Here is a 22656-nt window from a genome sequence, read left to right as displayed (position 1 = left end):
CTGTCGAATGTGAGGTTGGTGTGTTAAGACTCGCTGAAAAATTACGAACTCGGTTGGTGTCCTTGCCGCGTCGCTACAAGCGCTTAATTCAGGTGGGTACGGATGTAGTACTGGTATGGGCCGCGCTTTGGTTGGCGTTTTTAGTTCGTCTTGGAGAGGCAGAGTTTGTTGAGCCCCTTGGTGGTCATGCCTGGCTATTCATAATGGCGCCGCTGATTGCGATTCCTTTTTTTATTCGCTTTGGCATGTACCGAGCAGTGATGCGTTACTTTGGCAATGATGCGCTTATGGCCATCGTAAAGGCCGTCACGCTTTCTGCTCTTCTATTGGCCTTGGCCGTGTATTGGCATTCTGGTGCGCCCAAGCTTATTCCGCGTTCGATGGTATTTAACTATTGGTGGTTGAGCCTGTTGTTGCTGGGAGGGTTGCGGCTGGTTATGCGCCAGTATTTCATGGGCGATTGGTTTTCCGCAGAGTCACCCAGCAAGTTAAAGGGCCGTGATGCAAGCCTACCCCGCGTGGCGGTCTATGGCGCCGGGGCGGCCGGTAATCAGCTGGTAGCGGCACTACGTCTGGGCCGCGCGATGCGCCCGGTAGCGTTCATCGACGATGACCCCTCTCTTTGCAACCGGAGTATCGCCGGGCTTCGGGTTTATTCGCCTAAGCATATCCAGCAGATGATTGACGAGACGGGAGCCGATGAAATCCTGTTGGCGATTCCGTCAGCGACCCGTGGCAGACGACGCGAAGTACTGGAGAAATTGGAGTCCTATCCACTGCACGTGCGCAGTGTGCCCGGCTTCATGGACCTGGCCAGTGGTCGAGTGAAGGTTGAGGATATCCAGGAAGTCGACATCGCGGATCTGCTCGGGCGTGATGCCGTGCCGCCGCAACAGGCGTTGTTCGAGCAGTGCATCCGCGACAAGGTGGTGATGGTGACGGGCGCGGGCGGTTCGATTGGCTCGGAACTGTGCCGGCAGATTCTCTCGAACAAGCCTCGGGCGCTGCTGTTGTTTGAGCACAGCGAGTTCAATCTCTACAGCATTCACATTGAGTTGGAGAGGGCCATCGAACGGGCTTCGCTGCCGGTCCGATTGGTGCCGATCATGGGTTCGATCCGTAACCCCCAGCGCCTGCTGGACGTGATTCGCACTTGGCAGGTGGAGACCATTTACCATGCGGCAGCGTACAAGCATGTGCCCATGGTGGAACACAACGTCGCTGAAGGCGTGTTGAACAATGTGCTGGGCACCCTGCACGCTGCCCAGGCAGCCGTGCAGGCCGGTGTGACCAACTTCGTGCTGATCTCCACCGACAAGGCAGTGCGCCCGACCAATGTAATGGGCAGCACCAAGCGTGTGGCGGAGATGATCCTGCAGGGGCTGAGCCGCGAGTCGGCGCCAGTGCTGTTCGGTGCGGGTGAAACCGTGCATCACGTCAACAAGACGCGCTTCACCATGGTGCGTTTCGGCAATGTGCTGGGGTCCTCGGGTTCGGTTATCCCGCGCTTCTACCAGCAGATTCGCAACGGTGGGCCGGTGACCGTGACTCATCCGAAAATCACCCGTTACTTCATGACCATTCCCGAAGCCGCCCAGTTGGTCATTCAGGCCGGCTCGATGGGACAGGGCGGGGATGTGTTCGTGCTGGACATGGGGCAACCGGTACGTATTGCCGAATTGGCCGAAAAGCTGATTCACCTCTCAGGCTTGAGCGTACGTTCGGAGAAGAACCCGCAAGGTGATATCGCAATCGAATTCACCGGGCTGCGCCCAGGGGAAAAGCTGTATGAAGAGCTGCTGATCGGCGATAACGTCAGCGCCACCGAGCACCCTATGATTATGCGGGCCGATGAAGAGTATTTCACCTGGGATGCGCTCAAGGAGCTGCTGGCAAGGCTGATCAAGGCGGTGGAAACGGATGACTATCCTCAGGTTCGGGTGTTGCTTCGCGAAATGGTGAGCGGCTATGTACCCGAAGACGAAATCGTGGATCTGATCTACCAGCAGCGGCGGGTTGGGCCTGGGGAGTAGGTGTTTTGGGCAGGCTGACGCCTGCGTTCGCCGCGGGGTCGCGCCTCCTACGAAAAGCGGAGTGGAGCAGGCTTTTGATGTCGTGAAGTGCCGCCCACGGCGCGAAGCTTTTGGTTCTGGGGCGTGCGTTCGCCTTGGCCGTGGGTCGGCTTACAGCTTCGGGGAGCAGATAATTTCGTTGAGTTTGCATGCTTAGTTTGAAATTATGATGCTAAGCGTGCATTTTATACGGTGACCCTGATGAACTCATTACGGGTTTTACGCCCTCTAGGCTCAGCGCCTGTTCTGCACTCGACCTTGGTGTCGCTGCTCAAACATTACAAAACGCCGAACAACAAGATCGCCCGCTGGTTGGATGAGGGGGTTTTGCTGTCTGTGAAAAGAGGCGTTTACGTGGTTGCGCCGCAAGTGAGTGGCGCGCCCGTTGAGCGGATGATCGTAGCCAACCTGCTATATGGCCCTTCGTACGTCTCTACGGATTATGCGCTCTGGCACTACGGCCTGATTCCCGAACAGGTAGCAGAAGTCACATCGGTAACCACACTGCGCAGCAAGATCATCCAGGGGGGGCTAGGGCGTTTCAGCTACCAACGGATGCCTGATGCGCTTTATCCAATCGGCATTGATTCGGTAATGCTTGGTGGCGGGCTGTACGGTTTGCTGGCAGTACCGGCCAAGGCGCTGTGTGATCGCTTGGTGCTGACTCGAAATTTGAGGGTTCATTCAGTCGCCTCGATGCAACGTTTGCTGATTGAGGATCTGCGTTTCGATACGGATGAAGCCTCAATGATTGATCTGCAGGTCATCGATGCATGTGCCGCCACAGGGCATAAAACGGAGCTACTGGAGCATTTGAAAGGAGCCATTGCGCAATGGCAGTGACATTGCTGGAAAGAATGCTGAGCCGTTATGCGGTGCAAACCGTCGAGGCGCGGGATCAGGCATTACGGGAAGTGATGCAGGAAATTGCTTTGGCGGGCCTCAATCGCGCCGGTTTTTTTGAGCGTGCGGCATTTTACGGCGGCACCTGCCTGCGCATTTTTCATGGTTTGCCGCGCTTTTCTGAAGATCTGGATTTTTCATTGCTGCAAGCAGATGAAACCTTTTCCCTGGAGCCGTTTTTCAAGGCAGTGAAAGCGGAGTTCACAGCTTTGGGTTTGGATGTTGAGTTTGTGCAGAAGCACAAAACGGCCGAAAGCCAGATCGCCTCCGCGTTCCTGAAGAGCAATACGCAGGTGTTCGACATCAGGGTCGGAGGTTCTCGTCAGCTAAAAATCAAGTTTGAGGTAGATACGCTGCCTCCTTCCGGGTTTGAAACGGAGCAGCGCTTGTTGCTCCAGCCGTTTTCGTTCCATGTGAGGTGTTTTGCGTTGCCTGACCTTTTTGCGGGCAAGCTGCATGCTTTGCTGTATCGACAATGGAAAAATCGGGTTAAGGGACGAGATTGGTTTGACTTCGAGTGGTATGTGCGTAATGGCGTGAAGCCGAATATCCGGCATTTTTCGCAGCGAGCGTTGGATAGCGGCGACTTGTCGGGCGCAGACGAGGTGACCAGCCCGGGCGAATTGCAGGCGCTTTTGCGCAAGCGGATTCACACGTTGGATATACAAAGCGCCAAGCAGGATGTCATTCGCTTCCTGGCCGATCCATCTGCGCTCGATATATGGTCCGCTGAATACTTTTCCCAGCTGGTCGATCGGCTCGGCTGAGGTTTCGGCATGTGGAGCGGCCGAGCACCATTGTGGGAACGGGCCATGCCCTTGAAGGGTTCTGCATTAAGGTGATGGCTTTTTTCGCAGGCATGGCCCGCATCCTACGAGGCGTTCAGCGTTTCGTCAGGTCCGGTGGCAGGAAGTCGGTGTCCGGGTCGTAGTCCGGCTTCAGGTAGCGTGCCAGGTCTTCTAGATCGCCTGGGTTGAGCGTGCCGGCAGCCTGCTTCAGGCGCAGGTTGTCGAGGATGTAGTCGTAGCGTGCGTTGTTGTAGTTGCGCACAGCAGCGAACAGGCGGCGCTGGGTGTCCAGCACATCGACGATGTTGCGGGTGCCGACCTGATAGCCGATTTCGGTGGCTTCCAGCGCGCTCTGGTTGGAAATGATCGACTGCCGCCGCGCCTGCACCTGTTCGATGTCGGTATTTACCGCGCGGTGCAGATTGCGGGTGTTTTCCACAACCTGTCGACGCAGGCTCTCGCGCTGCTGTTCGGCCTGGGTCAGCTGATGAAATGCCTGGCGCGTCTGTGAGCGGGTCAGCCCGCCGCTGTAGAGCGGAATGTTCAGCTGCAGGCCGATGCTGCCCTGTTCGACGTCGCCGTTGTAGCGCGGGTAGCCCGGCAGCACATCGCTCATGCCGCTGTTGGCAAAGCCCAGGCTGTCGTTGTCACCCTTGCGATAGCTGGCAACCGCATCCAGCGTCGGCGCATGGCCGGAACGGCGCTGACGCAGGGTTTCGCCGGCTGCATTGACGGCCTGATCAACGGCCAGCAGGTTGAGGTTCTGCAGCGTTGCCGTGTCGACCCAGGCGCTGGCGTCGTTGGGTGTTGGCGGCAGTACCGGCAGGCTGTGGTCGATGCCTTCCAGGGCAACATGATTGCGGTTGGTCAGCGTATATAACGCCTGAAACGCATCTTCCACCTGCCGCTCGGCAACCATCCGGTTGGCGCGTGCGGTATCGAATCCGGCCTGCGCCTCCAGCGTATCGGTCCGGTCGGAAAGGCCCACTTCGAAGCGTTCGTTGGCCTGATCGAACTGACGCTTGAAGGCGGCTTCCTCGGCCTTGACCGCCGCCAGATTGTCCTGTGCCTGCAGCACTGCAAAATAGGCCTGGGCGCTCTGCAGGATCAGGTTCTGCTCGGCAGCCGAATATTCCAGTGCCGCCTGTTCGCTGATCGCCTCGGCGGCCTGCAACTGAAACCAGCGGTCAGCGCGGAAGATCGGCTGGCTCAGGGTGGCCTGGTAAACAGTGCCGCTGCGTGAAAGCGTGCGCGAACCGGCGCTGGTGTCGACGTGGGTGCGGGTGTCGCTCAGTTCGGCGCCGGCACGTAGGTTGGGCAGCAAGCCAGCCCGCGCCTGGGGTACTGACTCGCGAACCGCCTCGAACTGCGCGCGTGCTGCGGCGAGGTCCGCATTGTTTTCCACGGCTTGCCGGTAAATGCTGATCAGGTCGGTACGCGGGGAATGCGCCGCAGTCGTCTCGGCCCGGACCGATCCCGAAGTGGCGGCAGCGACCGCGAGTGCCAGTGTGAGTCTGCGCAGCATGGGCGTGTTCCTGGATCGGAGTGATGGGCAAGGCTAAGCGGCGCCATGAGCAGGGTCAAGGAGGTGAGCGGGCTACGGGATAATGACCCGCCAGTCGCGTGCCGCACCTTCATCGTGGCTTTCCCGCCGAGTCTTGATTAGACTCGCCGTTGTTCTTGTCGGGGTGCCTTGAGTCGAAGGCTGAGATCGGAAAGTTCCGGATCCCGTTGAACCTGATCAGGTTAAGGCCTGCGTAGGGAACAAGATGTGCTCGCCAGTTTCTCCCGCGAGCTCTCGGCGCCAATCCCGGCGCACCCCGATGCCCTTTTCCCGCCGTGTTTTTCAGGTTCGCTCCGACAACTCTCGAGGAGCCAGTCTGATGCGTGCAGAACAACAACATCTCAGTGAATCCGCCCAGGTCGATCAGCAGTCGATCCAGCCTTTCCCGCGTTCGCAGAAAATCTACGTGCAGGGTTCACGCCCGGATATCCGCGTGCCCATGCGCGAGATCAGCCTGGACGTGACGTCCACTGCCTTCGGTGGCGAGATCAACGCCCCGGTCACCGTCTACGACACCTCCGGCCCCTACACCGACCCGAACGTGACCATCGATGTGCGCAAGGGCCTGGCCGATGTGCGCAGCGCCTGGATCGAAGATCGCGGCGACACCGAGCGCCTGCCGGGCTTGAGTTCGGAATTCGGCCAGCGCCGTCTGGACGATGCCGAGCTGACCGCCATGCGCTTCGCCCACGTGCGCAATCCGCGCCGCGCCAAGCCGGGCAGGAACGTCAGCCAGATGCACTATGCGCGTCAGGGCATCATCACGCCCGAGATGGAATACATCGCCATCCGCGAGAACATGAAGCTGGCCGAGGCCCGTGAGGCCGGTCTGCTCAAGGCTCAACACGGCGGGCAGAGCTTCGGCGCCAGCATCCCCAAGGAAATCACCCCCGAGTTCGTTCGTGACGAAGTGGCTCGCGGTCGCGCCATCATCCCGGCGAACATCAACCACACCGAGCTGGAGCCGATGATCATCGGCCGCAACTTCCTGGTGAAGATCAACGGCAACATCGGCAACTCGGCGCTGGGTTCCTCCATCGAGGAAGAAGTCGCCAAGCTGACCTGGGGCATCCGTTGGGGCTCGGACACGGTGATGGACTTGTCTACCGGCAAGCACATCCACGAAACCCGTGAGTGGATCATCCGTAACTCGCCAGTACCGATTGGTACCGTGCCCATTTATCAGGCGCTGGAAAAGGTCAATGGCGTCGCTGAAGACCTGACCTGGGAGCTGTTCCGCGACACCCTGATCGAACAGGCCGAACAGGGCGTGGACTACTTCACCATCCATGCGGGCGTGTTGCTGCGCTATGTGCCACTGACGGCCAAGCGCGTCACCGGCATCGTCAGCCGCGGCGGCTCGATCATGGCCAAGTGGTGCCTGGCGCATCACCAGGAAAACTTCCTCTATACCCACTTCGAAGACATCTGCGAAATCATGAAGGCCTATGACGTGTCCTTCTCCCTGGGCGACGGCCTGCGTCCGGGTTCCATTGCAGACGCCAACGACGCCGCGCAGTTCGGTGAGCTGGAAACCCTCGGCGAGCTGACCAAGATCGCCTGGAAGCACGACGTGCAGTGCATGATCGAAGGCCCCGGCCACGTGCCGATGCAACTGATCAAGGAGAACATGGACAAGCAACTGGAATGCTGCGACGAGGCGCCGTTCTACACCCTCGGCCCGCTGACCACCGACATCGCCCCCGGTTACGACCACATCACCAGCGGCATCGGCGCTGCGATGATCGGCTGGTTCGGCTGCGCCATGCTCTGCTACGTCACGCCCAAGGAGCACCTGGGCTTGCCGAACAAGGATGACGTGAAGACCGGCATCATCACCTACAAGATCGCTGCTCACGCAGCGGACCTCGCCAAGGGCCATCCTGGCGCGCAGATTCGTGACAATGCGTTGTCCAAGGCGCGCTTCGAGTTCCGCTGGGAGGATCAGTTCAACCTCGGCTTGGACCCAGACACCGCGCGTTCGTATCACGATGAAACCCTGCCCAAGGATTCGGCCAAGGTCGCGCATTTCTGCTCCATGTGCGGGCCGAAGTTCTGCTCGATGAAGATCACTCAGGAAGTACGCGAATACGCCGCCGAAAACGGCCTGACCGACGAACAGAAAGCCATCGAGGCCGGCTTTGCCGAACAGGCCGAGCGCTTCAAGGAAGAGGGTTCGGTGATCTACCGGCAGGTGTAGCAGGCCAGGTTGTAGGGTGGACGTCGCTTTTTACGTCCACCAAGGCACCGTTCGGGAGTTTGTCCCCCGGTGGATCGGTGAAGCGAGATCCACCCTACAAGGCTGCAACTTGTGGGAGTGCCGCCCTCGGCGCGGGGCGTACTGGTGGCATTTAAATAAGGCTGTGGTTTCGTAGGGTGGATGTCGCTTTTTACATCCACCATGACTCCGCTCGGTGGATGGCCACCCCGTGGATCGATAAAGCGTGATCCGCCCTACAAATACCCGCAGGCAGGGTGACTCTCTGTAGGGTGGGTGGCCATAGCCATCCACGCGAGGCCGTTAGGCCTCATTTGGCGCGAAGCTGCCCCATTACAGATACTCCGGCCTGACAATGCCTTTGAGCTGCTCATGAGGAATGCTCAGCTCGGGGTGCCCGCTGGAATAGGGGGCGATGCTGTAGACGTCGTACTTGAGCAGGATGCTGTTCTTCAGTAGGGCAATATGTGCTGTTTGCCGAAATGGCCAGAACTCGATGAACTCGGCATCCTGATCCAGTTCGTTGGCCGCCAGCCAGCGCTGGTGTGCCTGGCGGGCGGCGCGCCAGAAATTGCCGGCCTGACCGGGTAGCAGGATGTCTTCGAGGCGCAGCTCGCGGTTCTGTTCGCGGTCGTAATTGATGAAACCCCTGCCGGGCATGCCGTGCGCGCCGCCGGTAAAGAGGTAGCTGGACAGCTCGATCACCAGGATATTGCCGTGCCGTTCGCGCAGCTTGGCTTGCAGGTAGCTGCTCCAGTGGGGTTCGGCGTCGCGCAGGAATTCCTCCTGATAGCGTTCCAGTGTTGCCGGCATTTCACTTTCGGGTCCGAACAGGGTCATGCGCCGCAGCCGTTCGTCGATCAGGGCATTGAGTACCGGCTCATCGACGAAATGTTCGGTGTCGATATTGACCAGCGGGCAGCTGTTGTCCTGTTCGGGGCAGCCGGCGGGGCGTTGTTCGCTGAGGATCTGTCGGGTCTCGATGGCCGGCTCGCCCCCGAAGTGCTGGCAGGCGCTGAGCAACAGGGTGATGGTGGTCAGGGCGAAGATGTTCCGAAAAGGCATCAAGGGGGTCATGGGTCCTGCGGTCCTGTAATCCTGCGGTGCGGTTTCGAGTGCGCGTAGCCAGTGAGGTTCTGCCGCGAGTCGGTATTTTCGTCGTGCTGCTGTCGTGCGCAAGGGGCTGCATGCGGGCAGGCGGCGCGTTAGGATAACCCTCAAAGACCGCTCACGCAGTGACGGTTGAAGTCTTTCCGGTGGCGCCACGCCTCACGGAATAACCGATATGTGAGTGTGCAATGACCGAGATTTTCCAAGCCGGACCCGCTGACGTGGAGATCATCCAGCGGGATCGCTGTTTCAGTGGTTTCTACAATCTGGATCGCTTTCGTCTGCGTCATCGCTTGTTTCGTGGCGGCATGGGTGCGGAGATCGAGCGCGAGCTGTTCGTGCGTCATGATGCCGTGTGCGTGCTGCCCTATGACCCGCAGCGTGACGAGGTGGTGTTGGTCGAACAGTTCCGCATGGGAGCGATGGCGCGTGGCGACAATCCCTGGCTGGTGGAAACCGTGGCCGGCCTGATCGATACGGACGAGCAGCCTGAGGAAGTGGCCCGCCGCGAAGCGGTCGAGGAAGCCGGGCTGGAGATCGGCGAGCTGTGGCCGGTGACGGCCTATTATCCATCGCCGGGCGGCAGCACCGAGCGCATTCATTTATACGTCGGGCGCTGCAGCAGTCACGAGGCGGGTGGGGTGTTCGGGCTGGAAGAGGAGGGCGAGGATATTCGCGCTGCAGTCTGGCCACTGCAAACCGCGCTGGCGGCCTTGCGTGACGGTCGTATCGACAATGCGGCCACCATCATCGCCCTGCAATGGCTGGCCTTGAACCGCGATGAAATCAGGGAGGCCTGGACATGAGGGCGAAACGCGAGCGCTACCATGTCGATCTGCTGGAGTTGCAGTCTGCCTGCGAGGCGAATTACCTGCGGCTGATGCGACTGCTGCCTGACATGCGGCAACAGCCCGAGATTCGCCGTATCGCCATGAGCCAGGGGGATCGTCTGTTGGGTGTGCTGGTGCTGCAGGTGGTGGAAAACTGCCCTTACACCAGCACCCTGCGTATCGCTCAGGAGCATTGTCTGCCGTGGCTGCCGGTGCCCCGGATGGAGGTGCGGGTTTATCACGATGCACGCATGGCCGAGGTCATTAGCGCGGAGAATGCACGGCGCTTTCGCGGTATCTATCACTACCCCAATACGCAGATGCACCAGCCCGACGAGAAGAGTCAGCTGAACCTGTTTCTGGGTGAATGGCTCGGGCACTGCCTGGCCTGTGGGCATGAGCTGGAGCCGGTGGTTTGAGCGCTTTTTGCTGGCACGGTCCGCTCCTGCGGCGATGCGGCTGTCCGTTTTTGTAGGAACGGGCCATGCCCGTGAGGGGGCGCCGCGGCGTGGTTTTTTCGCGAGCATGGCTCGCTCTTACAGGGTATCGTTTGGACAAAACGGTTTATCTGTGACCCACGCCCGTAACCCGCGGTTTACCCTCGCGCCCTCCTGCCACCATAATTCCTCCGTCATCTGGGCCAAGGAGACGGGGTCTTGCCTGTCGCACCTCTCAACGCTGATAAAGACTCGGTACTGCTCGTACAGCTCACCGACAGCCATCTGTTTGCCGAGGCGAGCGGCAGGCTGCTGGGCATGGATACGGCCGAGGGTTTGCGACGAGTCGTCGATCTGGTTCTCGACGAACAGCCATGCGTGGACCTGATGCTGGCGACCGGCGATCTGTCACAGGATGGTTCGATTGCCTCATACGAGCGTTTCCGCACCCTCTGCGAACCCATTCAGGCACCTGCACGCTGGTGCCCCGGCAACCACGACGAACTGACCTCGATGCAGCAGGTGGCGCAGGACGGTGAGCTGATGGCGCCGATCCTCGACATAGGCACCTGGCGTGTGGTGATGCTCGATACGCTGGTGCCCGGCTCGGTTTTCGGCATGCTTCGCCGCGAGCAGCTCGAGCTGCTTGAGCGCACCTTGCAGGAAGCCCCGCAGCGGCATCATCTGATCTGTTTGCATCATCATCCTGTGACAATCGGCAGTCGCTGGATGGACGCCATCGGACTGCACAATCGTGAAGCGCTGTTCGAGATAGTCGATCGCTATTCCTGCGTCAGGGCGTTGCTCTGGGGGCACATTCACCAGGAGTTCGATGGCTGGCGCGACGATGTGCGGCTGCTGGCGTCGCCCTCCACCGGCGTGCAGTTCACTGCAGGCAGCGAGAGTTTCCAGGTAGACAGGCTCGCGCCCGGTTATCGCTGGCTGCGCCTGCATGCCGACGGTCAGCTCGAAACCGGCGTATCGCGCGTTGAAGGCGTGGACTTCGGCGTGGACTACAGCGTCAAGGGGTATTGAGGGTTGCTCGCGGGCCAAACAACCACTCCAACCTGGTGGGAGCGGACTTGTCCGCGAGCTCTGCCTTTCTGCCTCAGCGCGGCACCCTCGTTAAAAGCTCGTGAATAAATTCGCTCCTACCCCAGACCCACCGATCTCGTGGGGTTGGGCGCTTCCATAGGGGCTGGCTCATCCACCCTGCGGGTTGCAGGAAAGGTCGGCTGGCTTGTAGCCTTGCCTTTTTTCGATGACCTGTATCCATGTCCAGTTGCCCGCCTTCGATTCTTTATATGCACGGCCTCAACAGCTCCCCGCTCTCGCGCAAGGCGAGTCAGCTGACGGCTGCGCTGGAACGTATCGGGATGGCTGCCCGATTGCGGGTGCCGGCGCTGCATCATCATCCGCGACAGGCCATTGCCCAGCTGGAGACGGCCATTGCCGAGTTGGGGCGTCCTGTGCTGGTCGGCAGTTCGCTCGGCGGCTACTATGCGACGCACCTTGCCGAACGTCACGGGCTCAAGGCTTTGCTGATCAATCCGGCGGTGACGCCGCATCGCCGCTTCGACGGCTATCTCGGCCCGCAGACCAACCTGTACAGCGGTGAGATCTGGGAGCTTACCCAGGATCATGTTGCCGCTCTGGGCGAGCTGGAAGTTGCGCCACCGCAGGATGCCGAGCGTTATCAGGTCTGGTTGCAGACCGGCGACGAGACGCTGGATTACCGTGATGCGCTGGATTTCTACCGGGGTTGTGCGCTGCGCATCCAGGCGGGTGGCGATCATGGTTTTCAGGGCTTTGCCGAGCGGCTCCCGGCGTTGCTGGCGTTTGCTGGTTTTGCCCCGGAAAGTTTTATCGAAGTCGATTTCTCCGATCTCTAAGGACATCACGAAACGCCCATGTCTTATACCGCAGAAGCCATTGAAGTCCTCTCCGGGCTGGACCCGGTGCGCAAGCGTCCGGGTATGTACACCGACACCTCGCGGCCCAATCATCTGGCTCAGGAAGTCATCGACAACAGCGTCGATGAGGCGTTGGCCGGGCATGCCAGTGCGGTGCAGGTGATTCTGCATCAGGACAATTCGCTGCAGGTTCTCGACGATGGGCGTGGCATGCCGGTGGATATCCACCCCGAAGAAGGGGTTTCGGGTGTCGAGCTGATCCTGACCAAGCTGCATGCTGGCGGCAAGTTTTCCAACAAGAACTACCAGTTTTCCGGTGGCCTGCATGGCGTCGGAATTTCCGTGGTCAATGCGCTCTCGACGCGGGTCGAGGTGACGGTCAAACGCGATGGCAACGAATACCGCATGCAGTTTGCCGACGGTTTCAAGGCCAGCGAGCTGGAGATCGTCGGCAGCGTTGGCAAGCGTAATACCGGCACCAGCGTGCATTTCTGGGCTGATCCGAAATATTTCGACTCGCCGAAATTCTCCATCAGCCGCCTCAAGCATGTACTCAAGGCCAAGGCGGTACTTTGTCCGGGGCTGAATGTCAGCTTTGAGGACAGGAACACCGGCGAGAAGGTCGAGTGGCATTACGAAGACGGCCTGCGTTCCTATCTGGTCGATTCGGTCAGCGAATTCGTTCGCCTGCCTGATGAGCCGTTCACCGGCAGCCTGGCCGGCAATACCGAGGCGGTGGACTGGGCGCTGCTGTGGCTGCCAGAAGGTGGCGACAGCGTGCAGGAAAGCTACGTCAACCTGATTCCCACCGCCCAGGGCGGTACCCACGTCAATGGCCTGCGTCAGGGGCTGCTGGATGCCATGCGCGAGTTCTGTGAATTTCGCAGCCTGTTGCCGCGCGGGGTGAAGCTGGCGCCCGAGGATATCTGGGAGCGCATCGCCTTCGTGCTGTCGATGAAGATGCAGGAGCCGCAGTTTTCCGGGCAGACCAAGGAGCGCCTGTCCTCGCGTGAAGCGGCGGCTTTCGTTTCCGGTGTGGTCAAGGATGCCTTCAGTCTTTGGCTCAACGGCCATCCCGAACTGGGTTTGCAGCTGGCCGAACTGGCCATCAGCAATGCCGGGCGGCGCCTCAAGGCGAGCAAGAAGATCGAGCGCAAGAAGGTCACCCAGGGGCCTGCGCTGCCGGGCAAGCTGGCGGACTGTGCTGGTCAGGACCCGGCCCGCGCCGAGCTGTTCCTGGTGGAGGGTGACTCCGCCGGCGGCAGTGCCAAACAGGCGCGGGACAAGGAGTTCCAGGCGATCCTGCCGCTGCGTGGCAAGATCCTCAATACCTGGGAAGTGGACGGCGGCGAAGTGCTGGCCAGTCAGGAGGTCCACCATATCGCCGTGGCCATCGGCCTGGACCCGGGCTCGGCGGACCTCTCGCAGCTGCGTTACGGCAAGGTCTGCATCCTTGCCGATGCTGACTCCGACGGCCTGCACATTGCCACGCTGCTCTGTGCGTTGTTTGTCCAGCATTTCCGCCCGCTGGTGGAAGCCGGGCATGTCTACGTTGCCATGCCGCCGCTGTACCGCATCGATCTGGGCAAGGACATCTTCTACGCGCTGGATGAACCCGAGCGCGACGGTATTCTCGAACGCCTGGTAGCGGAAAAGCGTCGCGGCAAGCCGCAGGTCACGCGCTTCAAGGGGCTGGGCGAGATGAACCCGCCGCAGCTGCGCGAAACCACCATGGACCCGAACACGCGCCGGCTGGTGCAGCTGACGCTGGACGACTTCGAGAGCACCCGCGAGATCATGGACATGTTGCTGGCCAAGAAGCGCGCCGGCGACCGCAAGAGCTGGCTGGAGTCCAAGGGCAACCTGGCCGAGGTGCTGCTTTGAACTGTCGCGGGATCGTACTGCTGCTGGCACTGGCAACACCGGTCTGGGCTGCCGATATTTCGGAGCTTGAATTGCTCAGCGAGCACCCTGTTGAGGGTATGGCGGCGGGTAATCTCTCTGGTCTGGCCTGGTGCGGTGACGGGCTTTGGGCGGTTTCCGACCGTGAGGACAATCTTCTCTATCGTCTCGATGCCGGCGATGGCGTCGAGGGTGGCGTCTGGCAGGCCCAGCCAGAACACTTCGAGCTGCCGCCTGTGGCGGGCAGTGGCTTGCCCTGGGGGATGCGCATGCGCACGCTCGCCAGCGGTGTAGTGCGCGGCGGGCAGATGGATTTCGAAGGGCTGGCCTGCGACAGGCTGGGCAATCGCTATCTGGTCAGCGAGGCGCACGCGTCGGTACTCAGGGTGAGCCCGGCGGGTACGGCGCAGTGGCTCAACCTTCCGTCCGGCTTGATCCGGCAGGCACGCGCCAGTGGCATGTTGCTGAAATTCAACGCCATGTTCGAGGGCATTGCCGTCGACCCGGATGCCGGTCGGATGTGGCTGGCCGCCGAGCGCGAACGGCGCGGGCTGATGGTCATGCATCGCAACCAGAGCAGCTGGCACTGCACCGGGGGCTGCGTGCTGCTGTCAGAGGGCGGTCGCGAGCTTCCGCCACCGGCGCTGGGTGATCAGCCGTTGCCAAAAGGGTTTACCGCGCTGGCCTATTTCAACAACCGGTTGTTCACGCTCGAACCCAATGCCCACCAGATTTGCCGTCGCACGCTGGCCAGCGGCGAAGTCGAGCGCTGTTGGTCCTACGCCGCCACGGCGCTGGTCGACGCACGTCGCTACGACACGCCGTTCGGCAACGCCGAGGCGCTGTCGCTGGATGAACAGGGCGCCTGGATCGGCGTGGACAACAACGCCCAGGCCCGTCGTGATGGCGAAAAGCGCCCGGTCGTCTGGCGCTTCGCCGCGCCGCGTGGCGGCTGGAGTGCCCGGTAGTGAGCCAGCCTGCGGGGCGTCGTGCCGGACGGGTCATGCTGGTGCTGGCCTGGGGTGTCGGCATCCTGCTGGCGACGAAGTTCTTCGCCGACTGGGAACAGAGCCGCTTCAATCCCAATCGGCAACCCGTTTCGCGGGTACAGGGCGAGCGCATCGAGGTGCTGCTGGAAAGCAATGCCCAGGGTCACTTTGTCGCCAGCGGGCGGATCAACGGCGAGGCGGTAGTGTTTCTGCTGGATACCGGTGCCACCGATGTCGCCATTCCGGCTGAACTGGCTGAAAAGCTGGGCCTCGCGCGCGGTGCGCCGGTCCTGTTGCAGACGGCCAACGGCCAGACCACTGGCTACCGCACGGTGCTCGGCAGCCTCGGCTTGGGCGACATCGTCCTGCGCGACGTGCGCGCGATTGTTGCGCCGGGCTTTGACGGCGAACAGATATTGCTGGGCATGAGTGCCCTGAAACAACTCGAATTCACCCAGCGCGCCGGCACTCTGGTGCTGCGCCAACATGCCACGGATCGACCATGAGCGAAATTCTGGACCTGAGCCTGGATGGCGTGGAGCGGCGCTCCCTCGCCGATTTCACCGAACAGGCTTATCTCAACTATTCCATGTACGTGATCATGGACCGTGCGCTGCCGCATATCGGCGATGGCTTGAAACCCGTGCAGCGGCGCATCGTCTACGCCATGAGCGAACTGGGGCTGAACGCCGACTCCAAGCACAAGAAGTCCGCGCGCACCGTGGGCGACGTACTCGGCAAGTTCCATCCCCACGGCGACTCGGCCTGCTACGAGGCCATGGTGCTGATGGCGCAGCCGTTCAGCTATCGCTATACGCTCGTTGACGGCCAGGGCAACTGGGGTGCACCGGATGATCCGAAATCCTTCGCTGCCATGCGCTATACCGAGGCGCGGCTGTCGCGCTATTCCGAAACCCTGCTCTCGGAGCTGGGCCAGGGCACCGTGGACTGGGTGCCGAACTTCGATGGCACCCTGGACGAGCCGGCCACCCTGCCGGCGCGTCTGCCCAACCTGCTGCTCAATGGCACCACCGGCATCGCCGTGGGCATGGCCACCGACGTACCGCCGCACAACCTGCGCGAAGTCGCCGCCGCCTGCGTGCGCCTGCTGGATGAGCCTAACGCTACGGTCGAGCAGCTTTGCGAGCACGTGCAGGGGCCGGATTATCCGACCGAGGCGGAGATCATCACGCCACGTGCGGATCTGCTGAAAATCTACGAAACGGGTCGCGGTTCGGTACGCATGCGCGCCGTGTACCGGGTCGAGGATGGCGATGTCGTGGTCACCGCGCTGCCGCATCAGGTTTCCGGGGCCAAGGTGCTGGAGCAGATCGCCGCGCAGATGCAGGCGAAGAAGCTGCCGATGGTGGCCGACCTGCGTGATGAGTCTGATCACGAGAATCCCTGCCGTATCGTCATCATTCCGCGTTCCAATCGGGTCAATGCCGACGAACTGATGCAGCATCTGTTCGCCACCACGGAGCTGGAATCCAGCTACCGGGTGAACACCAATGTCATCGGCCTCGACGGCAAGCCGCAGGTCAAGAACCTGCGGGTGCTGCTGTCCGAGTGGCTGACCTACCGCATCGGCACCGTGCGCCGTCGCCTGCAGTTCCGCCTGGATAAAGTGGAAAGGCGCCTGCACCTGTTGGAAGGCCTGCTGGTGGCCTTCCTCAATCTCGACGAAGTGATTCAGATCATCCGCAGCGAGGACCAGCCCAAGCCGGTGCTGATGGCGCGCTTCGGGTTGTCCGAGCTGCAGGCCGACTACATCCTCGATACCCGCCTGCGTCAGCTGGCGCGGCTGGAAGAAATGAAGATTCGCGGCGAGCAGGATGAGCTGGCCAAGGAGCGCGAGAAGCTGCTGGCGCTGCTGGGCAGCGAGAGCAAGCTGAAGAAGCTGGTGCGCAAGGAGTTGCTGGACGACGCTGAAACCTACGGCGACGAGCGTCGCTCACCCATCGTCGCGCGGGCTGAAGCCAGGGCGCTGTCGGAAAACGAACTCCTGCCTTCCGAGCCGGTGACCGTGGTGATTTCGGAAAAGGGCTGGGCGCGCTGCGCCAAGGGCCACGACATCGACGCGACGGGGCTTTCCTACAAGGCCGGCGATGGCTTCAAGGCTGCCGCACCGGGGCGCTCGAATCAGTACGCGGTGTTTATCGACTCCAGCGGTCGCAGTTACTCGCTGGCAGCTCATTCGCTGCCCTCCGCGCGCGGTCAGGGCGAGCCGCTTACCGGGCGCCTGACACCGCCGCCGGGCGCGAGCTTTGAATGTGTATTGTTGCCGGAAGACGATGCCCTCTATGTCATTGCCTCGGACGCCGGCTACGGCTTCGTGGTCAAGGGCGAGGATCTGCAGGCCAAGAACAAGGCTGGCAAGGCGCTGCTGTCGTTGCCGGCGGGTGCCAGGGTTATTGCGCCGCGAACGCTCGACAGCCGCGAGCATGACTGGCTGGCAGCGGTAACCACCGAGGGCCGTCTGCTGGTGTTCCCGATACGCGATCTGCCACAACTGGGCAAAGGCAAGGGCAACAAGATCATCGGCATTCCCGGTGAGCGGGTCGCCAGTCGCGAGGAATACCTGATCGATCTGGCCGTGTTGCCGGCTGGTGCGACGCTGGTGCTGCAGGCCGGCAAGCGCACCCTGTCGCTGCGCGCTGATGACCTGGAACACTACAAGGGCGAGCGTGGGCGGCGGGGCAACAAGCTGCCGCGTGGCTTCCAGCGTGTGGATGGGTTGCTGGTCGAGGGCGCTTGAGCGGGCATCCAGTCTGTTGGCAGGCTGGCGCCCAGGGCCTGATTCACGGAAGATATCCGGCTTTCCCCAATCATTTCGCCACGAAGATGATCAACATGGCGACCGATAACGATGGTGTTCATCGGCATGGACAGCAGTCCGGCTGACAAACCCTGTGGTCGCGAGTAGAGGTAGAACGAACGTGTTGCGCTTCTCGACTGTAGTGTTGCTGGCCTGTGCCAGCCTGGCCGGCTGTATGACACAGCCGGTGCCGATGTACCGCCTCGACACCGGGACGACCGAGTTGCCGGTCGAAGAGGGGACCGCCGTACTGCTGGGACCGGTAACGCTGGCCGATTACCTGCAGGGTGATGCACTGCTGCAGCGCCTGCCCGATGGCAGCCTGGCCCTTGATGGGCAGCGCGCGCGCTGGGCCGGCAGCTTGCAGGGCGATATTGATCAGCTGTTGCTGCGCCAGTTGGCCTGGCGACTGAAAACCCAACGTCTGGAACTCAGCCCCGGCAAAGGGTTTACTCCCGACGTGCAGGTCGAACTCGATATCACCCGCCTGGATTCAGGCCCTGAACATCCCGCTGTGCTGGAAGCCCAATGGCGTCTGCTGGACAGCAGCGGCAAGCGCCAGGCCAGCCGCCTGGTGCGCCTGCAGGAAGAGCATCAGGGCAGCACTGCCGATCAGGTACGAGCACAAAGCCTGCTGCTGCAGCGTCTGAGCGAGATGATGGCCACCGCAATCGAGCCGCTGGCTACGGCAAAGGCGCCGGCCAGACGCGATGCCGTCAAGGCACCCGCCAAGCCGAAAGTGCAGGACCCCGTTATCCATGCCATAGAGCCGATCAGGACCGATCTGGAAGTATTCCGCTTCTGACCTGCCCCATTTGGGGCCGAAGTCGCTTACAGCAGCGGTGAGGCATTTGGCTCGCTCGCGGTAAGCGACGGAAGCGCCTTCGGCGATTCCATCCTACGAAAACCCCTAACTCGTAGCCTGTATTAGCCGAAGGCGTAATACGGGTTTCAGAAGGCGTTACCCATTCAATCCAGCTTGCGGTTGCGCAGCTCGTGCATGCGCGCCAGTTGCCGTTCGAGCAGTGACGGATAGGGCTCGAGCAGGCGTTCGACGCAGCAGGCGCCCTGGGGGCTGGCAATTGGACGAATGCTGGCGCGCTGGCGGATTAGCGGGTCTTCGCCGATTGTCCGCTCGATCAGCAGCAGATTGCGGCTGTGCTGGGACATGGCCAGTGCAGCCTGGGCTGGCTCGCTGAGCAGCAGGTCACCCTGGCTGAGATCGTACAGGTCCTCGCCTTGGGTCAGACCCAGCTGCAGGTGCAGGGTGATGCCGCTGTCGGCCACCTCGATCTGCAAGGCATGGCCGAGCGCCCGCATCAGTTCGCCACAACAGATGGCATGGGTCAGGTAGTTCTGCTCGTCGTCCTGGCTGTGGAACAACATCAGGCTGCTGCCATCGTTGAGCGTATGCAGTTCGGCCTGATAGAGCGTGGCAGCCTGCTGCAGGCAGTCGCGGTAGCGCTGCAGAAGTTCGGTCAGGCGGGTGCGCGGCAGGCGGCGCAACTGCTCCTGAGCGCCGAGCTGTATCGCCAATACGGCGCTCTTCCCGGCTCTTACGGGTTGCGGAGCCGGTGCTGCAATTGGCGCCGGACGGAATTGCGGCTCGTCGAAAGGCGGGTCGTCATCGAACGGATCGAAGTCGTCTGCGCCGCTCGCCACGCGCTCCAGTTCATCGTCATCGTCCCGTTCGAGACGGCGGTATTCGCTGTCGCGGCGTGGAAGCGGGACCTCGAAATCCGCCGTGTAGACATCATGCAGGCTGTCGTCCAGTTCGATTTCCGGTTCGGGTGCTTCCGGCACCAGGCGAGCTTGCAGTTGCCGCGCCAGGTCGCCTATTTCATCTTGGCGCCCGGCGCCCGGCGCCGGGTCGTCAGGATCGCGCAGCCACAGGCGCAGCTGCAGCAGGGGCGTTGAAAGCTGCCGGCCCAGACGCATGCTCAGCGCCAGTGTAAGCACCAGCAGGATCAGGCTTAGTAGCCCCATGCTTTGCAGGCTGACGGTCATCGGCTGGCGGAATTGCTGGAGGTCCAGGCTGATGCGCAGATGTCCGGCAATCACTTCCTGGAAGCTGATGGGGGTGGAATAAAGGCCTTCCTCGTCACCCAGCAGGTTGCGCTGGGGGCGCGAGCCGGACTCGGCAAGCACCCGGTTGTCAACGCTGTAGATGGCTGCATGAGCCACCAGTGGGTTTCTCACCAGATTGCTCAGCAGCACGTTGAGGCTGAGGATGTCATTGGCTACCAGCAGATCGGTGGCCGAGGCCGAGGTCTGGGTGATCAGGCTCTGGCCAAGGGCATCGGCCTGCTGCTCCATGGCGTGCTTGAACTGCATCCCCATGACCCAGGCGTGGATCAGCAGCGCCAGCGCGACCAGCAGCAGGGTATGGCTGACCACACGCAGCACCAGCGGGATTCGACGCTGGCGCAGTGCACGGTAGATCAGCAGGAAGAAGTTGTCGGGCTTGACGGATGCGGGCCGGTTCACAGAGCGCGGCTCTACTCTTAAAGGAAAGTGCCGCGCAGTATACGGAAGGCACACTGGGGGCAGAAGGTCTGTGCTGCAAAGCTGACGAATTGCAACACTTTGCCAGCGAGCCTCGTGGCACGTATCCGTGCAGCCGCCAGTGGCGCGTCGGCTGTTGTAGAATGCCTGCCTTCTTTGCCATGGGAGCTGCGCCTTGCGCGAAATCGTCCTGATCAATATCACCGGGGAAGATCGTCCCGGCCTGACGGCTGCCATTACCGGAGTGCTCGCGCAAGGCGGTGTCAGCATTCTCGACATCGGCCAGGCGGTGATCCACGACACCCTGTCGTTCGGCATTCTGGTGGAAATCCCGGATAACGAGCGTGCGTCATCGGTCCTCAAAGACGTGCTGTTCATGGGTTACAAGCACGACCAGCAGGTACGCTTCACGCCAGTCGCCGAAGCCGACTACCAGCAATGGGTGGCCGGCCAGGGCAAGCCACGCCATATCGTCACGCTGCTGACGCGCAAGGTCACTGCCGAGCAGTTGCAGCGTGTCAGCTCGATCACTGCCAAATACGGCCTGAACATCGATCATATCGACCGGCTTTCCGGGCGCCAGCCGCTGGATATGCCCGAAGAGCTGGGCAAGGGCTGTATCGAGTTCTCGGTGCGCGGCGAACCTGCCGATACGGCGGCGCTGCGCGAGGAGTTTCTCAGCGTCGCCCAGGAGCTGAATGTCGATATCGCCTTCCAGCGTGACTCGGTATTTCGCCGCAACCGCCGGCTGGCGGTGTTTGACATGGATTCGACGCTGATCGAAGCGGAAGTCATCGACGAGTTGGCCAAGGCCGCCGGCGTGGGAGAGCAGGTCTCGGAAATCACCGAACGGGCGATGCGCGGCGAGCTGGATTTTCGTGCCAGCTTCAAGGAGCGCCTGGCGCTGCTCGAAGGTCTGGAGGAAAGCGTGCTGGCCGAGGTCGGCGCCAGTCTGCGGCTGACCGAAGGCGCCGAACTGCTGTTCGCCGAGCTCAAGCGGCTGGGCTACAAGACGGCGATCCTGTCAGGTGGCTTCAGTTATTTCGCGCGGCAACTGCAGGTGAAGCTGGGCATCGATTACGTCTATGCCAATGAGCTGGAAATCGTCGACGGCAAACTGACTGGCGTGGCGATCGAACCCATCGTCGACGCCCAGCGCAAGGCCGACCTGTTGCGTGAACTGGCGCAGAAGGAAGGCTTGCGCCTGGAGCAGACCATTGCTGTCGGCGACGGCGCCAACGACCTGCCCATGCTTGGCCTGGCTGGCCTGGGTGTTGCCTTCCGTGCCAAACCGCTGGTCAAGCAGTCGGCCAAACAGGCCATCTCTACCCTGGGACTGGACGGGATTCTCTATCTGCTGGGATTCAGGGACAGGGAAGGGGTGGAGTAGGAGCGGGCCATGCCTGCGAAAGAGCGTCTTCGCGAGCATGGCTTGCTCCTACGGGCCGTTAGGGTTTGATCGCGATCTTCAGCACCCCGTCACGCTGGTTGGCGAACAGGTCGTAGGCATCGACGATGGCGTCCAGTTTGTATTCGTGGGTAACCAGCGGGCCGAGATCAACGCGCCCGGAAGCCACGACATTGAGCAGGCGGCGCATGCGTTCCTTGCCGCCGGGGCATAGCGACGTGATGATCTTGTGGTCGCCCAGGCCTGCATGGAAGGCGCCGAGCGGAATGCTCAGGTCCTGTGAGTAGACGCCCAGGCTGGACAGGGTGCCGCCGGGTTTGAGTACGCGCAGGGATTGCTCGAAGGTGAGCTGGGTGCCGAGGGCCTCGATGGCGGCATCCACACCGCGCCCGCCGGTGATCCTGAGGATTTCCTCCACCACGTCGACGTTCCTGAAGTTCAGCGTGATATCGGCGCCCATCTGTCTGGCGATTTCCAGGCGCGAGTCGACACCGTCCACGACAATGATGCAGCTGGCCCCGCGCAGTTTGGCACCGGCGGTGGCGCACAGCCCGATGGGTCCCTGGGCGAAAATGGCCACGATGTCGCCGATCTTGATATCAGCCTTTTCGGCGCCGCCGAAACCGGTGGACATGATGTCCGGGCACATCAGCACCTGTTCGTCGGTGAGTGCGTCCGGCACCGGAGCCAGGTTGGCCTGGGCATCGGGCACCAGCACGTATTCGGCCTGGGTGCCGTCGATGGTATTGCCGAAGCGCCAGCCGCCCATGGGTTTGTAGCCGTGGCAGCTGCAGCCGCCAGCCTGTGAGGAAACCCCGTCCTGGCTGGCGTAGGAGGAAAAGTCCGGGCAGATGGCCCCGGCGATAACCCGCTGGCCTTCCTCATAGCCCTTCACGTTGCTGCCCAGCTTTTCGATGATGCCTACCGGTTCGTGACCGATCGTCAGCCCCTTGGCGACCGGGTATTCGCCCTTGAGGATATGCACGTCGGTGCCACAGATGGTCGTGGTGGTGATGCGCACCAGTGCGTCATTGGGGCCTGGCTGGGGAATGGGTTTGTCAGCAAGTTCGATGCGGCCTGCTTCAACGAATATGGCGGCTTTCATCATGGTCATCTCGGTTCTCCTGGCTGGATGCGTCCACTCACTGTAGTCAAACAGGGTGAAGTCCGGATGACCGGGGTCAAGGCTTGGGGTTCCG

General features: G+C 61.6%; 18 protein-coding genes and 1 riboswitch. Of the genes, 14 read left to right on the top strand and 4 right to left on the bottom strand.

The window, feature by feature from the left end; all coding sequences use genetic code 11:
• The first annotated feature begins 20 nt into the window (after nt 1-20).
• From NAV32_RS01790 to NAV32_RS01780, 3 genes are all read left to right on the top strand, one after another.
• On the top strand, nt 21-2033 hold the full coding sequence (locus NAV32_RS01790) for a polysaccharide biosynthesis protein (protein WP_256051071.1): 2013 nt from the start codon (nt 21-23) through the stop codon (nt 2031-2033).
• A 240-nt stretch (nt 2034-2273) separates the two neighbouring features.
• A complete protein-coding gene (locus tag NAV32_RS01785) occupies nt 2274-2915 on the top strand; it encodes a type IV toxin-antitoxin system AbiEi family antitoxin domain-containing protein (protein WP_256051070.1) in 642 nt (213 codons plus the stop codon).
• A complete protein-coding gene (locus tag NAV32_RS01780) occupies nt 2906-3742 on the top strand; it encodes a nucleotidyl transferase AbiEii/AbiGii toxin family protein (protein WP_256051069.1) in 837 nt (278 codons plus the stop codon). Before NAV32_RS01785 ends, NAV32_RS01780 begins: the two co-directional genes overlap by 10 nt.
• Before the next feature lie 115 nt (nt 3743-3857).
• Here NAV32_RS01780 and NAV32_RS01775 read toward each other — a convergent pair whose 3' ends face one another.
• Nucleotides 3858-5288, bottom strand: coding sequence for a TolC family outer membrane protein (locus NAV32_RS01775; RefSeq protein WP_256051068.1), 1431 nt, complete (start codon nt 5286-5288; stop codon nt 3858-3860).
• Between the two features lie 149 nt (nt 5289-5437).
• Nucleotides 5438-5544: riboswitch (TPP riboswitch) on the top strand.
• A gap of 102 nt (nt 5545-5646) precedes the next feature.
• Between NAV32_RS01775 and thiC the strand changes: the two genes are divergently transcribed.
• Complete coding sequence (gene thiC, locus NAV32_RS01770; protein ID WP_272890078.1) at nt 5647-7527, top strand: phosphomethylpyrimidine synthase ThiC; 1881 nt, start codon at nt 5647-5649, stop codon at nt 7525-7527.
• Between the two features lie 351 nt (nt 7528-7878).
• On the opposite strand, the gene NAV32_RS01765 is transcribed toward thiC, so the two are convergent.
• On the bottom strand, nt 7879-8622 hold the full coding sequence (locus tag NAV32_RS01765; protein ID WP_256051067.1) for a DUF3298 and DUF4163 domain-containing protein: 744 nt from the start codon (nt 8620-8622) through the stop codon (nt 7879-7881).
• A gap of 221 nt (nt 8623-8843) precedes the next feature.
• On the opposite strand from NAV32_RS01765, the gene NAV32_RS01760 reads away from it, so the two are divergent.
• The 9 genes from NAV32_RS01760 to NAV32_RS01720 all read left to right on the top strand — a co-directional run bounded on the left by NAV32_RS01760 (nt 8844) and on the right by NAV32_RS01720 (nt 18349).
• Nucleotides 8844-9461, top strand: a complete 618-nt coding sequence (locus NAV32_RS01760) for an NUDIX domain-containing protein (protein ID WP_256051066.1) — start codon at nt 8844-8846, stop codon at nt 9459-9461.
• Nucleotides 9458-9904, top strand: a complete 447-nt coding sequence (locus NAV32_RS01755) for a DUF1249 domain-containing protein (protein WP_256051065.1) — start codon at nt 9458-9460, stop codon at nt 9902-9904. The genes NAV32_RS01760 and NAV32_RS01755 overlap by 4 nt, the downstream gene beginning before the upstream one ends.
• A 237-nt stretch (nt 9905-10141) precedes the next feature.
• Complete coding sequence (cpdA, locus tag NAV32_RS01750) at nt 10142-10957, top strand: 3',5'-cyclic-AMP phosphodiesterase (RefSeq protein ID WP_256051064.1); 816 nt, start codon at nt 10142-10144, stop codon at nt 10955-10957.
• Between the two features lie 239 nt (nt 10958-11196).
• Nucleotides 11197-11814 (top strand): YqiA/YcfP family alpha/beta fold hydrolase, encoded by a 618-nt coding sequence (locus NAV32_RS01745; RefSeq protein WP_256051063.1) that lies wholly within the window; start codon nt 11197-11199, stop codon nt 11812-11814.
• Between the two features lie 18 nt (nt 11815-11832).
• Nucleotides 11833-13719 carry a DNA topoisomerase IV subunit B gene (gene parE / locus NAV32_RS01740; protein WP_256051062.1) on the top strand — a complete coding sequence of 629 codons (1887 nt, stop codon included), beginning with the start codon at nt 11833-11835 and terminating at the stop codon, nt 13717-13719.
• Nucleotides 13716-14705, top strand: coding sequence for an esterase-like activity of phytase family protein (locus tag NAV32_RS01735; protein ID WP_256051061.1), 990 nt, complete (start codon nt 13716-13718; stop codon nt 14703-14705). The genes parE and NAV32_RS01735 overlap by 4 nt, the downstream gene beginning before the upstream one ends.
• Nucleotides 14705-15232, top strand: a complete 528-nt coding sequence (locus tag NAV32_RS01730) for a retropepsin-like aspartic protease family protein (protein ID WP_256051060.1) — start codon at nt 14705-14707, stop codon at nt 15230-15232. Before NAV32_RS01735 ends, NAV32_RS01730 begins: the two co-directional genes overlap by 1 nt.
• Nucleotides 15229-17484 (top strand): DNA topoisomerase IV subunit A, encoded by a 2256-nt coding sequence (parC, locus tag NAV32_RS01725; protein WP_256051059.1) that lies wholly within the window; start codon nt 15229-15231, stop codon nt 17482-17484. Before NAV32_RS01730 ends, parC begins: the two co-directional genes overlap by 4 nt.
• 235 nt (nt 17485-17719) lie before the next feature.
• Nucleotides 17720-18349 (top strand): PqiC family protein, encoded by a 630-nt coding sequence (locus NAV32_RS01720; RefSeq protein ID WP_256051152.1) that lies wholly within the window; start codon nt 17720-17722, stop codon nt 18347-18349.
• A 164-nt stretch (nt 18350-18513) separates the two neighbouring features.
• Here NAV32_RS01720 and NAV32_RS01715 read toward each other — a convergent pair whose 3' ends face one another.
• On the bottom strand, nt 18514-20031 hold the full coding sequence (locus tag NAV32_RS01715; RefSeq protein WP_256051058.1) for an AhpA/YtjB family protein: 1518 nt from the start codon (nt 20029-20031) through the stop codon (nt 18514-18516).
• A 193-nt stretch (nt 20032-20224) separates the two neighbouring features.
• On the opposite strand from NAV32_RS01715, the gene serB reads away from it, so the two are divergent.
• Entirely contained in the window at nt 20225-21439 is a 1215-nt protein-coding gene (gene serB, locus NAV32_RS01710; RefSeq protein ID WP_256051057.1) for a phosphoserine phosphatase SerB, read from the top strand.
• A gap of 58 nt (nt 21440-21497) precedes the next feature.
• On the opposite strand, the gene NAV32_RS01705 is transcribed toward serB, so the two are convergent.
• The gene (locus NAV32_RS01705; protein WP_256051056.1) at nt 21498-22571 is read right to left on the bottom strand and encodes an NAD(P)-dependent alcohol dehydrogenase; all 1074 of its coding nucleotides are present in this window, start codon (nt 22569-22571) and stop codon (nt 21498-21500) included.
• Nucleotides 22572-22656: the final 85 nt, after the last annotated feature.

This window comes from Stutzerimonas stutzeri (assembly GCF_024448695.1).
Lineage (GTDB): Bacteria > Pseudomonadota > Gammaproteobacteria > Pseudomonadales > Pseudomonadaceae > Stutzerimonas > Stutzerimonas stutzeri_T.
This window is presented reverse-complemented; position numbering and strand designations above follow the sequence as displayed.